The sequence below is a fragment of the Variovorax sp. Soil_C_17 genome (assembly GCF_057657265.1).
Genome location: NZ_JBDGIT010000002.1, coordinates 577,930 through 592,043, shown reverse-complemented (window position 1 = coordinate 592,043; position 14,114 = coordinate 577,930). Strand labels below are relative to the sequence as shown.

General features: G+C 67.2%; 11 protein-coding genes and 1 pseudogene. 8 read left to right on the top strand and 4 right to left on the bottom strand.

The genetic code is table 11. The features are described 5' to 3' along the window. The first annotated feature begins 163 nt into the window (after nt 1-163). Nucleotides 164-1,762 (top strand): OpgD/OpgG family glucan biosynthesis protein, encoded by a 1,599-nt coding sequence (locus tag AC3A6Y_RS11395; RefSeq protein WP_487868331.1) that lies wholly within the window; start codon nt 164-166, stop codon nt 1,760-1,762. 233 nt (nt 1,763-1,995) lie between these two features. Here the strand turns inward: AC3A6Y_RS11395 and AC3A6Y_RS11390 are convergent, their stop codons facing one another. Further along, nucleotides 1,996-3,531, bottom strand: coding sequence for an MATE family efflux transporter (locus AC3A6Y_RS11390; RefSeq protein ID WP_487868330.1), 1,536 nt, complete (start codon nt 3,529-3,531; stop codon nt 1,996-1,998). Nucleotides 3,532-4,080: 549 nt separating this feature from the next. On the opposite strand from AC3A6Y_RS11390, the pseudogene AC3A6Y_RS11385 reads away from it, so the two are divergent. After that, a pseudogene (locus AC3A6Y_RS11385) lies at nt 4,081-4,254 on the top strand (esterase-like activity of phytase family protein); the annotation flags it as partial. Nucleotides 4,255-4,342: 88 nt separating this feature from the next. Here the strand turns inward: AC3A6Y_RS11385 and AC3A6Y_RS11380 are convergent. Continuing rightward, nucleotides 4,343-4,762 carry an FKBP-type peptidyl-prolyl cis-trans isomerase gene (locus AC3A6Y_RS11380; protein WP_487868329.1) on the bottom strand — a complete coding sequence of 140 codons (420 nt, stop codon included), beginning with the start codon at nt 4,760-4,762 and terminating at the stop codon, nt 4,343-4,345. 108 nt (nt 4,763-4,870) lie between these two features. Here AC3A6Y_RS11380 and eat point away from each other — a divergent pair, with 108 nt between their 5' ends. The 4 genes from eat to AC3A6Y_RS11360 all read left to right on the top strand — a co-directional run bounded on the left by eat (nt 4,871) and on the right by AC3A6Y_RS11360 (nt 9,196). After that, nucleotides 4,871-6,241, top strand: coding sequence for an ethanolamine permease (gene eat, locus AC3A6Y_RS11375; RefSeq protein ID WP_487868328.1), 1,371 nt, complete (start codon nt 4,871-4,873; stop codon nt 6,239-6,241). A 17-nt stretch (nt 6,242-6,258) separates the two neighbouring features. After that, on the top strand, nt 6,259-7,650 hold the full coding sequence (locus AC3A6Y_RS11370; RefSeq protein ID WP_487868327.1) for an ethanolamine ammonia-lyase subunit EutB: 1,392 nt from the start codon (nt 6,259-6,261) through the stop codon (nt 7,648-7,650). Nucleotides 7,651-7,706: 56 nt separating this feature from the next. After that, nucleotides 7,707-8,498 carry an ethanolamine ammonia-lyase subunit EutC gene (gene eutC / locus AC3A6Y_RS11365; RefSeq protein ID WP_487869047.1) on the top strand — a complete coding sequence of 264 codons (792 nt, stop codon included), beginning with the start codon at nt 7,707-7,709 and terminating at the stop codon, nt 8,496-8,498. Nucleotides 8,499-8,614: 116 nt separating this feature from the next. Then, nucleotides 8,615-9,196: a peroxidase-related enzyme gene (locus AC3A6Y_RS11360; protein WP_487868326.1), complete on the top strand. Its 582-nt coding sequence runs from the start codon at nt 8,615-8,617 to the stop codon at nt 9,194-9,196. Nucleotides 9,197-9,262: 66 nt separating this feature from the next. On the opposite strand, the gene AC3A6Y_RS11355 is transcribed toward AC3A6Y_RS11360, so the two are convergent. Both AC3A6Y_RS11355 and AC3A6Y_RS11350 read right to left on the bottom strand, forming a co-directional pair. Continuing rightward, nucleotides 9,263-11,080 carry a phosphoethanolamine transferase gene (locus AC3A6Y_RS11355; RefSeq protein ID WP_487868325.1) on the bottom strand — a complete coding sequence of 606 codons (1,818 nt, stop codon included), beginning with the start codon at nt 11,078-11,080 and terminating at the stop codon, nt 9,263-9,265. Nucleotides 11,081-11,126: 46 nt separating this feature from the next. After that, complete coding sequence (locus tag AC3A6Y_RS11350) at nt 11,127-11,837, bottom strand: phosphatase PAP2 family protein (protein ID WP_487868324.1); 711 nt, start codon at nt 11,835-11,837, stop codon at nt 11,127-11,129. 82 nt (nt 11,838-11,919) lie between these two features. Between AC3A6Y_RS11350 and AC3A6Y_RS11345 the strand changes: the two genes are divergently transcribed. Together AC3A6Y_RS11345 and AC3A6Y_RS11340 are read left to right on the top strand one after the other, a co-directional pair. Next, nucleotides 11,920-12,597 carry a response regulator gene (locus AC3A6Y_RS11345; RefSeq protein WP_487869046.1) on the top strand — a complete coding sequence of 226 codons (678 nt, stop codon included), beginning with the start codon at nt 11,920-11,922 and terminating at the stop codon, nt 12,595-12,597. Continuing rightward, nucleotides 12,594-13,961, top strand: coding sequence for a sensor histidine kinase (locus AC3A6Y_RS11340; protein WP_487868323.1), 1,368 nt, complete (start codon nt 12,594-12,596; stop codon nt 13,959-13,961). Before AC3A6Y_RS11345 ends, AC3A6Y_RS11340 begins: the two co-directional genes overlap by 4 nt. Nucleotides 13,962-14,114: the final 153 nt, after the last annotated feature.

The window sequence follows — 14,114 nt, the reverse complement described above, 5'->3', positions numbered from 1 at the left end:
TCGATGCACCGATTCTGGAGATCGGGCCTCGCATGCGCACTCCGGGTCTTGCTTTCGAATTCGATTCGCAGGAGATCGTAGGACAAGGCCGCCAAAGGGGGCTTTCTTGCTCGCGCCCTCGGCCTACGGGCCCCTGCGCCGAGCCTCGTTACCATCTTGGCCGATGATCGATCGCCGTTCACTCCTCACCGCCGGCGGCGCCTCCATGGCGCTGGCCGCCCTCGGATTCCCTGCAGATGCCCTCGCGGCCGGGGGAATCAAGCTCAGCCAACCCCGTCCTTTCTCTTTCGAACGTCTTGTTACCGAAGCCAAGGCGCTCGCGGGCAGGCCTTTCGTGGCCGACACCTCGCTGCCCGCGGACGTGCTGCAGCGCATCGATTACGACGCGCACGGCAAGATCAAGTACAACCCCGAGCTCGCCGTGTTCCGCGACGGACCCGGCCCCTTCCCCGTCACCTTCTTCCACCTGGGTCGCTACTTCCAGTTGCCGGTCCACATGTACGTGACGGAGGCCGCCAGCGGCGACGGCTTCGCGCGCGAGATCCTCTACGACAGCGACTATTTCACGATGCCCGCGGACAGCCCCGCGCGCCAGTTGCGCGAAGGCGCCGGCTTCGCCGGCTTCCGGCTGCAGGAGAGCCGCCTGGGCGACCAGAAGAAGCTGCCCTGGCAGACCAACGACTGGGTCGCCTTCCTCGGCGCCTCCTATTTCCGCGCCATCGGCGAGCTCTACCAGTACGGGTTGTCGGCACGCGGCATCGCGCTCGACGCGGCCATGCCCGACCGGCCCGAGGAGTTCCCCAACTTCACCCGCTTCTACTTCGAGCCGCCCGCCACGCCCGATGCCAACGCCATGACGGTGTACGCCCTGCTCGAAGGCCCCAGCATTACCGGCGCCTACAAGTTCGTGATGCAGCGGACCAAGGCGGTGCTGATGGACATCGAGGCGCGCCTGTTCCTGCGCCGCGACGTCGGCCGCCTCGGCCTGGTGCCGCTGACCTCGATGTTCTGGTATGGCGAAACCGTCAAGCCCACGGCCATCGACTGGCGGCCCGAGGTGCACGATTCCGACGGCCTGGCGATCTGGAACGGCGCGGGCGAGCGCATCTGGCGCCCCCTCAACAACCCGGCCCAGACCCGCGCCTCGGCCTTCAGCGACACGCGCCCGCGCGGCTTCGGCCTGCTGCAGCGCGACCGCAACTTCGACCACTACCAGGACGGCGTGCTCTACGAGAAGCGGCCCAGCCTCTGGGTCGAGCCGCAGGGCGACTGGGGCGAGGGCTCGGTGCAGCTGATCGAGATCCCCACCGACGACGAGATCCACGACAACATCCTGGCCTGCTGGGTGCCCAAGGCGCCTGCCAAGGCCGGGGCGAGCTTTGCGCTCAAGTACCGGCTGCACTGGACCGACCAGGAGCCCTTCCCCTCGCCGCTGGCGCGCTGCGTTGCCACCCGCATGGGCCGCGGCGGCGAGCCGGGCACGCAGCGCCCCGCAGGCGTGCGCAAGTTCATGGTCGAGTTCATCGGCAAGCCGCTCGAAGCGATCCCCTTCGGCGTCAAGCCCGAACTGGTGCTCACGGCCTCGCGCGGGAAGTTCTCGTACATCTTTGCCGAAGCGGTGCCCAACGGCGTGGCGGGCCACTGGCGCGCGCAGTTCGACTTCACGACCGAGGGCACGGAGCCGGTGGACATGCGACTGTTCATGAAAACCGGGGACCAGACGCTGACGGAGACCTGGCTGTACCAGTACCAGCCGGGGTGAGAACTCTCAGCGAGCCGGTTCTACGGCTCGGGTCGCGCTCTACGGATGCTGTCCGGACATCCGAGACGTTGGAGGTACCTGGTTGTGGACAGGCTCATCAACAACTACTGCTCCACGATCAGCCCGGGCGGCGAAGTCCGCTCTGGCAGCACGGTACAAACGCGACGCGCCTGCAATGGACTGGGCCGATAACGAATCACTGGCCACTGATCGAGAAGGGACATCGTCATCCTTCAAGTGGCAGTGCTGGGTTTCAAAAAATTGAGGCGCTGCTCGGTTGCCTGCCGGATGCGCCAGAAGTAGAGAGTACCAATTGCACACTCAAAGACAGAGCCGATAATCCAGATCCTCGGCAACCAAGTCGAATCGCCGGCACCGTAGTGGGTCACGACGTAAATCAATGGAATGCTCATCCCCCACATCAGGAGGATGCGCGTGGCGAGGATGAATCGCGTCATGCCGAAGCTCTCCAGTACCGCGGCCCCAGTCATCGAGAAAACAAACGATGCCGAGTACGTCCACAGCACGCGCGCCGTGTCGATCGCGGTACTCATGGTGATTGGATCGTTCGTCTCGAGGCCGAAAGGCTTCAGCAACCAAACCGGTGCGAATACCTGCACCATGCTCACGAGGAGGACATAGACACCCTCGACCAGTACCGTGGTGCGCAAGATAGGCAGGACCCGGTCGAACTCATCCTTGCCGATCGCATTACCGCACAGCACGCTGCATCCGATTCCCATGCCAATGATCGGAATGATCGCCAGATAGTTGAGTGTCAGGTTGACATTGTTTGCGGCCAGCGCAATTGGCCCTAAGACCGCGGCAAGCCAGACGAACGCCGTGTTCCCCAGAACGTCGAGCCCTGCGGCCAGGCCTGATGCCAACCCCCTGCGCAGCCGGAACATCACCTGTCCGCGCAGACGCCGCCACCCTTCACCGACCCAGTGGCTAAGCCCGCCTGAAAGGAGTCTGGTCGGCAGCAGACATGTATATAAAGCGAGCATCGCCGAAGTGCCGACGAGTGTCCCGAGGGCGGAGCCTTGCATGCCGAGTTCTGGCAGCCCGAACCGACCGAAGATCAGTCCGTAAATGAAGAACGCGGCGATCAGCTGGCCCGCCAGACTGACGTACAACGTGACCTTCGCGCGGCCAATGCCGTTGAAGTAAGACGACAACGACACGTTGATCACCATGACGGCGCCGAACAGTGTCGACAGCTCCAGGAAGCTTGATTCGAGTTCGCGGATCTCGATGGGCCGGCCGCTCAGGTGGGGCACCATCCGAAGCAACGGTGTGGTCGCCAACAAAACCACCGAGAGACCAAGCGCAACGATAACGCCGAGGGCCGCTTCCCGCTTCGCGCCCAAACCGTCCGCGCGGCCATGGGCCTGCGCAACGCAAGATCGCGAAAGATTGGCCGTAGCGGTGAAAAAGGTAATTACGGTCATGGCCGTAAACACTGCCGGACCGGATGCTGCCAACGTAGCACTGGAGTACCGCGCCAGGCAAATCCGGTCCACCATCATCATCAGCAGATTGCCGGCCATGGTGCCCATCAACGGCAGCGACAGAGCCACGACATCGCGCGCGAGTCCCAGCCACTCCGAACGAGCGCGACCCATCACAGTATTGCCAATTTCTGGGCCAGCGCTAAGAGCATCGCCCGAGCTCCGGTCGAAGTTAATGCCGGCGTCGTGAAAGGCAGTGTCCAGATCGGTCCCAGGTTCCTGCGGCGGCGCACCGACGAGATTAGTCGATTGCGTCATAGACTCTCCATTGCGGACCTGTCGACCGCTGTACGAACGGCTGTTGCTGCCGGACCCCATCCCCGCACACTGCGTTGAACAATGTGATGGCGTTGTTTCCACCGAACCCGAACGAGTTATTCTGGACGAAGGCCATAAATTGCAATAAAGATTTCGCTATCGGATCGGGTTTTGAATTGGTGGCCAAACGCCTCTACGAATAGTTTCGTAGCCGTAAAACTCGCCATTGGTCGATCATAAGCCACGACTAACGCATTGCCATAGCAGGCAAAAGTTAAGCTAGGTCCACGAAATTGAATCCCAATTAAGTCTTTCGTCTCCCATTGCACCTCAGCTTTGTCGCCCTCGGAAATTTCATCCAGCTTTGGATGCATTCGGCCGAAAGAAAAAGCCGAACAAGCTCCTGCTGCTGCGGACCATCGCCCAGGGCGTGGGCGAGACCATGGCCCCGTTTTAGGAAGTGATGGAGCACGGCCCACGCACTCAAGCCCGCCGACCGCCATCGCAGCAAACTGGTCCAGGAACTCAGCGTGGCCAGCACGGTGGAGGGGCGTGATGAGCTTCCCCTTCCTCACGGTCGAGAACGGGGACGTGTTGGATGCGCCGCACATCGTGGTGGGGAACGACAACAACCTGCCCTTCTCGAGCAGCCGGGAGCCGAACAAGGCGGATGACAACAAGCTGGTGTTGCTGGAAGTGGGCGAGTTCCTGAGGTCGAAATAGGTTCCACTGGAGAAGGCCGAGTCCCATGCCGCACGCCTGCCCGCCCCTGTCCTTGACGCCATTCACCCCAGCCTCGCTACGGCCCGACTCAGCGCTTGGCCACAGAGATCAACTCGATCTCGAAGTCCAGCGTCGCATTCGGCGGAATCACCCCGCCCGCCCCGCGCGTGCCGTAGGCAATGGCGGGCGGGCAGGTCAGCTTGGCCTTTCCGCCCGGCTTCATCTTCTGCACGCCTTCGGTCCAGCACGGGATCACGCCGTTCAACGGAAACTCGGTCGGCGCATTGCGCTTGTAGGAGCTGTCGAATTCCTTGCCGCTGTCCGGAAAGGTGCCACGGTAGTGCACCTTGACCACATCGGTGGCCGAGGGCGATGCGCCGTTGCCCTCTTTCAGCGACTGGTAGATCAGCCCGCTCGGCGTGGTGACGGGGGCGCTCTGCGCCAGCGCGGCCGGCAGTGCGCACAAGGACACGAGGGCTGCGGCGGTAAGACGAAAGAAGGAATGCACGAGACGGTCTCCCGGGTTGGTTGAAAACGGTCCATTATTGCGGCGCATGCCGCCATGGCATCGCTCTTGCTGTGAGGCTCCGGTCCCCATCGACAACAAGGAGTGTGCATGTCCACAGGCTTGAAAAAAGTGCTCGGCCCCATCCAGCTCTGGGGCATCGCCGTCGGTCTCGTGATCTCGGGCGAGTACTTCGGCTGGAGCTACGGCTGGAACACCGCCGGCACCCTCGGCTTCCTGGTCGCCACCGTGCTGGTCGCGACCATGTACACCACCTTCATCTTCAGCTTCACCGAGCTCTCCACCGCCATCCCGCACGCGGGCGGGCCCTTCGCCTATGCGCGGCGCGCCTTCGGGCCCAACGGCGGCTTCGTCGCGGGCTTCGCGACGCTGGTGGAGTTCGTCTTCGCGCCGCCGGCCATCGCGCTGGCGATCGGGGCCTACCTCAACGTGCAATTCCCCGGCATCAACCCAAAGTGGTTCGCGCTCGGCGCCTATGTGATCTTCATCGCCCTCAACTGGGTCGGTATCGGCATCGCGGCAGCCTTCGAGCTTTTCGTGACCGTGCTGGCCATTCTCGAACTGCTGGTCTTCATGGGCGTGGTCGCACCGGGCTGGTCGCTCGCCAACTTCGTGGCCCACGGCTGGTCGGGCAGCTCGGACTTCGGCAGCGCGGCGATCCCGGGCATCTTCGCCTCCATCCCCTTCGCGATCTGGTTCTTCCTGGCGATCGAGGGCGCGGCGATGGCGGCCGAGGAGGCGCGCGATCCGCACCGCACCATCCCGCTGGCCTACACCACCGGCATCCTCACGCTGGTGGTGCTGGCCTTCGGCGTGATGGTCTTCGCCGGCGGCGTCGGCGACTGGCGCCAGCTCGCCAACATCAACGATCCGCTGCCGCAGGCGATGAAGGCCGTGGTCGGCGAGCAGAGCGGCTGGCTGCACATGCTGGTGTGGATCGGCCTGTTCGGGCTGGTCGCCTCTTTCCACGGGATCATCATGGGCTACTCGCGCCAGATCTTCGCACTGGCGCGTGCCGGCTACCTGCCCGCCACCTTCGCCGCGCTGAGCCCGCGTTTCAACACGCCGCACCGCGCACTGGTGGCCGGCGGCGTGATCGGCATCGCCGCCATCTTCAGCGACGAATGGGTGCAGTTCGGCGGCCAGACGCTCACGGCCAACATCGTCACCATGTCGGTGCTCGGCGCGATCGTGATGTACCTGATCTCGATGGCCGCGCTGTTCAAGCTGCGGCGCAGCGAGCCGCAGCTGGAGCGCACCTACCGCGCGCCCTTCTACCCCGTCTTCCCCGCCATCGCCCTGCTGCTGGGCCTGGTATGCCTCGCCGCGATGATCTGGTTCAACGGCAAGCTGGCGCTGCTGTTCCTGGTGCTGATGGCATTGGCCTACGGCTATTTCCGCCTCACGGCCGCACAGCGCGAGGCCGCTGCACCCGACAAACTGCTCTCCACGATCGGCTGAACTTCTTCCTTGCCGCCATGCGCTACCGGACCACGCTCGATTCGCAGGTCTTCGCCTTCGACGACCTTCGGCAGGTCATGGCCTTCGCCAGCCCGGCGCGTTCGGGCGACTACCTGGCGGGCATCGGCGCGGCCACCGTGCAGCAGCGGATGGCAGCGCGCCACGTGCTGGCGGAGACGCCGCTCAAGCAGTTCCTGAGCGAGGCGCTGATCCCCTACGAAGAGGACAACATCACCCGCCTGATCATCGACGGCCACGATGCGGCGGCCTTCGCGCCGGTGGCCCACCTGACGGTCGGCGACTTCCGCAACTGGCTTCTATCGGAGCGAGCGGGCACCGAAGTCCTGGCGGCGCTCGCGCCCGGCCTCACGCCCGAGATGGCGGCCGCGGTCTCCAAGCTGATGCGCAACCAGGACCTGATCGCGGTGGCGCGCAAGTGCCGCGTGGTCACGCGCTTTCGCGACACCATCGGCCTGCCCGGCCACCTCGCGGTGCGGCTGCAGCCCAACCATCCCACCGACGACCTGCGCGGCATCGCCGCCTCCATGCTCGACGGCCTGCTGATGGGCGCCGGCGATGCGGTGATCGGCATCAACCCCGTGACGGACAGCGTGCAGCACCTGGGCGATCTGCTGCGCATGCTCGACGAGCTGATCCAGCGCTTCGAGGTGCCGACGCAGAGCTGCGTGCTGACGCACGTGACCCACGCGCTGAAGCTGATCGAGTCCGGCGCGCCGGTGGACCTGGTGTTCCAGTCCATCGGCGGCACCGAGAAGACCAACCGCTCCTTCGGCGTCACGCCCGAGCTGCTCCATGAAGCGCACGCCGCCGCGCAGTCGCTCGCGCGCGGCACGGTGGGCAGCAACCTCATGTACTTCGAGACCGGCCAGGGCTCCGCGCTCTCGGCGGATGCCAACTTCGGCGTCGACCAGCAGACCTGCGAGGCGCGCGCCTATGCGTTGGCACGGTGCTACGAGCCGCTCCTGATCAACACCGTGGTCGGGTTCATCGGGCCGGAGTACCTCTACGACGGCAAGCAGATCATCCGCGCCGGGCTGGAGGACCATTTCTGCGGCAAGCTCCTGGGCCTTCCGCTGGGCTGCGACGTCTGCTACACCAACCATGCCGAGGCCGATCAGGACGACATGGACACGCTGCTGGTGCTGCTCGGCACGGCCGGCATCAACTTCATCATGGGCGTGCCCGGCGCGGACGACGTGATGCTCAACTACCAGAGCACCTCCTTCCACGACGCGCTGTTCCTGCGCGAGACGATGGGACTGAAGCGCGCACCAGAGTTCGAGGCCTGGCTGCAGCGCATGCAGATCACCGACGGCACGGGCCGGCTGCTGGCGCCCTCTTCCAGCCCGCTCCTGGCGGACATGCGTTCGCTGAAGGCGCTGACATGAGCGCCGCCCGGCCGCCCGAAGACGCTCGCACCGCAGCCGAAGGCGCAGGCATGCCAATGGCCGACCCGGTCACGCACAGCCCCTGGGCCGATTGGCGCAACGCGACGCCGGCACGCCTCGCGCTCGGCCGTGCAGGTGCCGGGATGCCGACCGACGAGATCCTGCGCTTCGGCTGGGCGCATGCAATGGCGCGCGACGCGATCCATGCGGCCCTGGATGTGGATGCCCTCGAGGCCGCGCTGCGTGGCGACGGCTGGGAGGTGCTGCGTGCGCGCAGCCGCGCGCCGGACCGTACCACCTACCTTCGCCGCCCCGACCTGGGCCGGCAGCTCGACGACGACGCTGCGCAGGCCCTGCGCGCCCTGGCAGGCCCACCGGTCGATCTCAGCCTCGTGATCGGCGACGGACTTTCCTCGCTGGCCGCGACCCGCCATGCGCTGCCGCTGCTGTCCGCCTTGCGCCCGCAGCTGCCGGCCGCGCTGCGGCTCGCGCCGATCGTGATCGCCACGCAGGCACGGGTCGCGCTCGCCGACGAGGTGGGCGAGGCCCTCGGCGCCCGCATGGCCGTGATGCTGATCGGCGAGCGGCCCGGCCTCAGTTCGCCCGACAGCCTCGGCCTCTACATCACACACGCGCCGCGCCGCGGCCGGCATGACGCCGAGCGCAATTGCATCTCGAACGTGCGGCCGGAGGGGCTGTCCTACGAGGCTGCCGCGTTCAAGCTCGCCTGGTTCGTCCGCGAGGCGCTACGCCGCAGCCTGACGGGGGTGGCGCTCAAGGACGAAAGCGCATCGGCCGTTCTCGCGTCCGAGGATTCGACTCCGGCAATGGACAGGCCGGGCGCCTAGACCCTCTGCCGCCCTCCGACTGCGAGCCGTGGCAAGGCCTCGAACCGCACGCGTTTGCGCGCAGCGTGCCGAAGATCCTCGCTCCTATGATGGCGGCTGCAACACACGGAGGCACCATGACCGCATCGCGCTATCCCCTCGCCGAGTTGAAGGACCTGCCCGAAGACATCCGCGCCAAGGTGCTCGAGGTGCAGGAAAAGGCCGGCTTCGTTCCCAACGTGTTCCTCGCCCTCGCGCGCCGGCCGGCCGAGTGGCGCGCCTTCTTCGCTTACCACGACGCGCTCATGCTGAAGGAGGAAGGCTCGCTCACGCAGGGCGAGCGCGAGATGATCGTGACCGCCACCAGTGCGGCCAACCGCTGCCTCTATTGCGTGGTGGCGCACGGCGCGCTGCTGCGCATCTACGAGAAGAAGCCGCTGGTCGCCGATCAGGTCGCGGTCAACTGGCGCAAGGCCGACATCACGCCGCGCCAGTACGCGATGCTCGAGTTCGCTATGAAGGTCTGCGAGCGTTCGCACGAGATCGACGACAGCGACTTTCCGCCGCTGCATGCGCACGGCTTCAGCGACGAGGACATCTGGGACATTGCGGCCATCACGGCCTTCTTCGGGTTGTCCAACCGGATGGCGAGCTTCGGCGGGATGCAGCCGAATGCGGAGTTCTATCTGCTGGGTCGGGTGCCCAAGGCCAAGAAGTAGCTTTTTGCCACTTGCGTTGCGCTGACTCCAAGGCTGGAGCAACGCCAAAGCAAGCCTCCGGTGCCCTCACCCCAGCCCTCTCCCGGAGGGCGTGGGAGAGGGAGCAAGAGCCGGAGAGGGGCCCATGCCGCGGCATGACGCCAGCGCGTCCAATCCGGCCTTGTAGCTCGGCGTGCGCACATCCATCACACCCAGCACCGTGTGATAGAGGTTGTCATGCGTGAGCGGCGCATCCAGCCCGGCCTCCATGCAGGCCGGCGACAGCCCCGCGCGCTCGCGCATGCGCGGCCCGAACCACATCACCATGGGGATGTGCTTCTGCACCTCCGGCGCGAAGCTGTAGGGCACGCCGTGCAGGAACAGCCCGTACTCGCCCAGCGACTCGCCGTGATCGCTCAGGTAGAGCAAGGCCGGGTCGTAGCGCCCGGACTGCGCCTGCAGCCAATCGATGGTCTTCCCGAGAAAGCGGTCGGTGTAGGCGATCGAGTTGTCGAAGCCGTTCACCAACTCCGCGTGGCTGCACTCCGCCAGCGCATTGGTCTTGCATTCGGGCACGAAGCGCTTGGCGTCCGGCGAGGAGCGCTTGTAGTAGGCCGGCCCATGGCTGCCCATCTGGTGCATCACCAGCACCACGCCCTTGGCGCGGCGCTCTGCCGGCAACGCAGCCAGGCGCTCGTCCAGCCCCCGGAGCATGGCGTCGTCCAGGCACTCGTCGCCATCGCACAGCGCGCTCTTCACCTCCGGCGCGAGCTGGTCGAAGGCGAAGGCATGCGGGATGCGGTCGCACACGCCCTTGCAGCCGCCGGGCTGGTTGTCGAGCCAGAACACCGCGAGGCCTGCGGCCTGCAGGACGTCCATCAGGTTCTCGTAGTCGTCCTTGCGCGCCTCGAAGGCGGCCTTCCCCAGCGGCGAGAACATGCAGGGCACCGAGGCCAGCGTGTTGGTGCCGCAGGAATGGACGTCGCGCCATGACAGCACCTTGCGCGCGGCCAGCTCCGGCGTGGTGTTGCGCGCATAGCCGTTCAGCCCGAAATGATCGGCCCGCGCCGTCTCGCCGACCACCAGCACGAAGAGCGGCGGCCGGGCCTGCGCCGCGTAGCTCGCACCCAGTGTCGTGCCGCCCGAGACCGGGATCAGCTTCCTGCTGTGTCGCAACAGCGGCTTGAGCGCCACCGCGCCCGCCGAATAGAGGCTGGCCGGCGGATTCATCATGTAGCGCAGGTGGACGTTGTTGCGCATCAGCGGCGCGAGCTGCCGGTTCATCGCCAGCGCGCCCCCGGCCGCCAGCGCCACGGCTGCGACGAGCAGCAGCGCGTTGCGCCATGCCTGCGACAGCAGGCCCATGGGGGCCACGCGCACGCGCCACAACGCCCAGGCCGGCAAGACCGCGACCAACAGCACGTGCATCAGCAGGCGCCAGCCCATCAGGTCGCGTGCTTCGTGGACGTCGGTCTGCATCGCATTGGCCAGCATGCTCGGGTCCATCACGGCGTGGTAGCTCAGCATGAAGTGCTGCGCCACCGCAGCGACGATCACGACGCCGAACCACAGCGGCTTCATCCAGCGCGACCAGGCAACGAGCGCCAGCAGGGCGACGGTGCCGCAGACGGTGAGCAGCGCCATCAGCGCGACCTGGGGCAGGTAGATGCTGGGCGCCCCGCCGATGCGGGCCAGCTCCGCCCACAGGGGCCAGTTGGCGGCCAAGGCGAGATAGAGGCTCAGCCACAGGACCACGCTGCGTGCCGATCGCGGCTGCGCCAGCCGGGCGTCGATACGCCGCCATGGGGAGGATGCAATGGCCTCCTCGGTCGAGGATTGCGCCAGGGGCGCGGCAAGGGTGCGATCGGGGGAAAGGACGGAGTTACGGACTGTCGAGAAAGGCATCCGGCGAGTCTGAAAAGCCGGACTGAAAACTCACTGAATGCCCGGCTCAGGTTTCGTTCAGCTTGGGCGCGGCGCCCGCCTCCGCACCTCTGCCATCCCGCAGCAGCCGCAGCAGCGCGTCGATGGCCAAGCCCGTGGTCCAGCAGAGCCAGCCCGTCCACAGCGTGTGACTCATGTAATGGGCCCCGCGCAGTTGCTGCGCCAGGCCCAGCAGCAGCCCGCCCGCCAGCGCGCAGGCCAGCCATGCGCGCGCCGCCGGCGGTGAGGCGCGCCGCAGCACGAACCAGCCACCCACGTAGGCGAAGCCGGCGGAGGCGTGGCCCGCCGGAAAGCAGCCGCCCGGCCCGCCATCGCGCAGGCCCCAGGCCCAGTGCGACACATGGACGGCCGCGCCGCCGAAGGCCTTCAGGTCCCAGGGACAGCTGGTCGCGCTCGCCTGCTTGACCAGCGACACCACCAGCACGCCGGCCAGCACGGTCAGGGCGAGCTGGGCCCTCTCGCGCGTGCGCAGCCGGCGCAGCACGCCCACGGGCCAGCGAATGGCAGCGACGAGCGCGATCAGCAACAGCCAGCTCAGCGCCCTCGCGCCTTCGTGCATGACATGCACGAGGAACCCGTTGCCGCGCCACGGAAAGCCCGTCGGCGTGCCCGCGAGCTGCGCGAGCGCGAGGTCGAGACCGGTGGCGTCCCAGAGCAGGAGCAGGAGCAGGGCCAGGAGTGTCCAGGCAAGAGGCCGGGCGAAGATGGAACGGGGCATGAACGCGCAAGCCTACGTCCGCCTGCTGAACGTTGGCTGAAGCGTCGCCTAGACTCGGCTTCTTTGAAGGAGGGAAGTGGACGTGCGCATCTTGCTGGTCGAGGACGATGCCGCGCTGGCCAGCGCGGTCTGCAGCTATCTCGAGGCCAAGGCCTTCGTGGTCGACGTGTCGCCCGGCCTGGCGCAGGCGCGCGCCGCGCTGGCGGCGGTGCAGTACGCCGCCGTGCTGCTCGACCTGCATCTCCCCGACGGCGAAGGCCTGTCGCTGCTGCCGGACGTGCGCGCCCTGCGCGACCGTCCGATCGTGATCGTGCTCACCGCGCGCGACCAGGTCACGGACCGGATCCGCGGCCTGGACGCCGGCGCCGACGACTACCTCATCAAGCCCTACGACCCGGCCGAGCTGCTGGCGCGGCTGCGCGCCGTCGAGCGCCGCCGCAGCAACGCCAGCACGCCGGTGCTGCGCTTCGGCAAGCTCGAGATCGACCTGGCGCGCGACCTGGTGCGCAACGACGGCATGCCCGTCACGCTCACGCAGAAGGAGTGGGCGCTGCTGCGCGTGATGGCGACGCGGCCCGAACGCATCCACACGCGCGACAACCTGGCCGATGCGCTCTACGGCTTCGGCGACGAGGCCGACAGCAACACGCTGGAGGTCTTCATCAGCCGCCTGAGGCGCAAGCTGGGCCGCCACCACATCCAGACGCTGCGCGGCCTGGGCTACCGGCTGTCGTACTCGCCCGAAGACGAGGACGAATGAAACTCGGCTTCCTGCAGCAGGCAAAGGCCGAGCTCGGGTCCCGCGATTCGCTCGCCGGGCGGCTGACGCGCACGCTCATCATCTGGGTCGGCGGCGTCTGGCTGCTGTGCGTGCTGGGCGTGGTCTGGTACGTGGACCGCGAGATCAACCACAACTTCGACAACGAGCTGGCCGAGGTCGCGCACCGCACCTTCGACACCGCGGTGCAGGAATTCGACAAGCTGCGCGCAGGGCGCCCAGGGGCCGCCCTGCCGCTGATCCCGCCGCCGCAGCTCTACCCCACCGACGCGGTGCTCTACCAGATGGTCGACGTTCACGAGCGCGTGTTGCTGCGCTCCGCCGAAGCGCCGGCCAATGCCTTCGACGTGCCGCTGGCCCAGGGCTTCGCAGACAGCGAGGCCTGGCGGATCTACACCGCGCGCCATCCGACGCTCGGCCTCTACCTTCAGGTGGCCGATCCGCTGGACGAGCGCCGCACCGCGCTCAACCGCACCTTGCTCGGCCTGATCATTCCGCTGGTGGCGATGCTTCCCCTGCTGGCGCTGGTGCTGCGCAACGTGGCGCGCAGCGAGCTGCGCGCGCTGCAAGTGCTGGCCGGCGAGATCGCGCTGCGCAACGGCTCGGACCTGCGGGCGATCCCCCTCGCCGGATTGCCGCGCGAGCTGCGCTCGGTGGGCGACGACGTCAACCGGCTGATGCAGCGGCTGTCGCAGGCGCTCGACGTCGAGCGTGCGCTCGCGGCGAACGCGGCGCACGAGCTGCGCTCGCCGCTTGCGGCCGCCCGGCTGCGGCTGCAGACCGCGCTGGAGCACGACCTGCGTCGCCACGACGTGGAGGCCGCGCTCGACGCCTTGCATGTGCTGGGCCACCGCGCCGAGAAGCTGCTGCAGCTCTCGCGGGCCGAATCGGGCGCTTCGCTCGCGCGCGCCAAAGTCAACCTGGTCCAACTCGCCGGCACCGTCGCGCAGGAGTTCTGGAAGGACCCGCGCGTCAACGAGCGCCTGTCGCTGAAGGTGCCCGACGCTGAGGCGCCCGTGGCGCTCGGCGATGTGGATGCGCTGGCGATCGCGCTGCGCAACCTGGTGGAGAACGCCCTGCGCTACGGCCGCGGCCGCGTCGTGGTCGAGGTGATGGCGCCCGCCACCCTGGCCGTGCGCGACTTTGGCCCGGGCGTGGGCAGCGCGCAGTTGCGCACGCTGCAGCAACGGCACGTGCGCCACAGCTCCGACAGCGCGGGCTACGGGCTCGGGCTCTCGATCGTCAACACCATCGTCGAGAAGCACGGGGCGCGGCTGGAGCTGACATCGCCGCCGCCGGGGGCGGCGACCGGGTTCGAGGCGCGGATCGTGCTGGACCCATCCTGAGCGGCGAGCGCGAGCAGGCCGTCGGCCTCGGCGATTCCTCCGAGGCATCCTGGCACCTCGCGATGGTGTCGGTTCCAGGGCATTCGTCTGAGCGGAACCAAGAGCGAGGCCGAGTTACATAGGAGTCGAGCGTCGTCGACCTCGTCGACGGCG

Coding starts and splice junctions, on each gene's coding strand:
- eat (WP_487868328.1), top strand. CDS start 4,871: ATGTCCACAGGCTTGAAAAAAGTGCTCGGCCCCATCCAGCTCTGGGGC.
- AC3A6Y_RS11360 (WP_487868326.1), top strand. CDS start 8,615: ATGACCGCATCGCGCTATCCCCTCGCCGAGTTGAAGGACCTGCCCGAA.
- AC3A6Y_RS11350 (WP_487868324.1), bottom strand. CDS start 11,837: ATGCCCCGTTCCATCTTCGCCCGGCCTCTTGCCTGGACACTCCTGGCC.
- eutC (WP_487869047.1), top strand. CDS start 7,707: ATGGCCGACCCGGTCACGCACAGCCCCTGGGCCGATTGGCGCAACGCG.
- AC3A6Y_RS11395 (WP_487868331.1), top strand. CDS start 164: ATGATCGATCGCCGTTCACTCCTCACCGCCGGCGGCGCCTCCATGGCG.
- AC3A6Y_RS11340 (WP_487868323.1), top strand. CDS start 12,594: ATGAAACTCGGCTTCCTGCAGCAGGCAAAGGCCGAGCTCGGGTCCCGC.
- AC3A6Y_RS11370 (WP_487868327.1), top strand. CDS start 6,259: ATGCGCTACCGGACCACGCTCGATTCGCAGGTCTTCGCCTTCGACGAC.
- AC3A6Y_RS11390 (WP_487868330.1), bottom strand. CDS start 3,531: ATGACGCAATCGACTAATCTCGTCGGTGCGCCGCCGCAGGAACCTGGG.
- AC3A6Y_RS11355 (WP_487868325.1), bottom strand. CDS start 11,080: ATGCCTTTCTCGACAGTCCGTAACTCCGTCCTTTCCCCCGATCGCACC.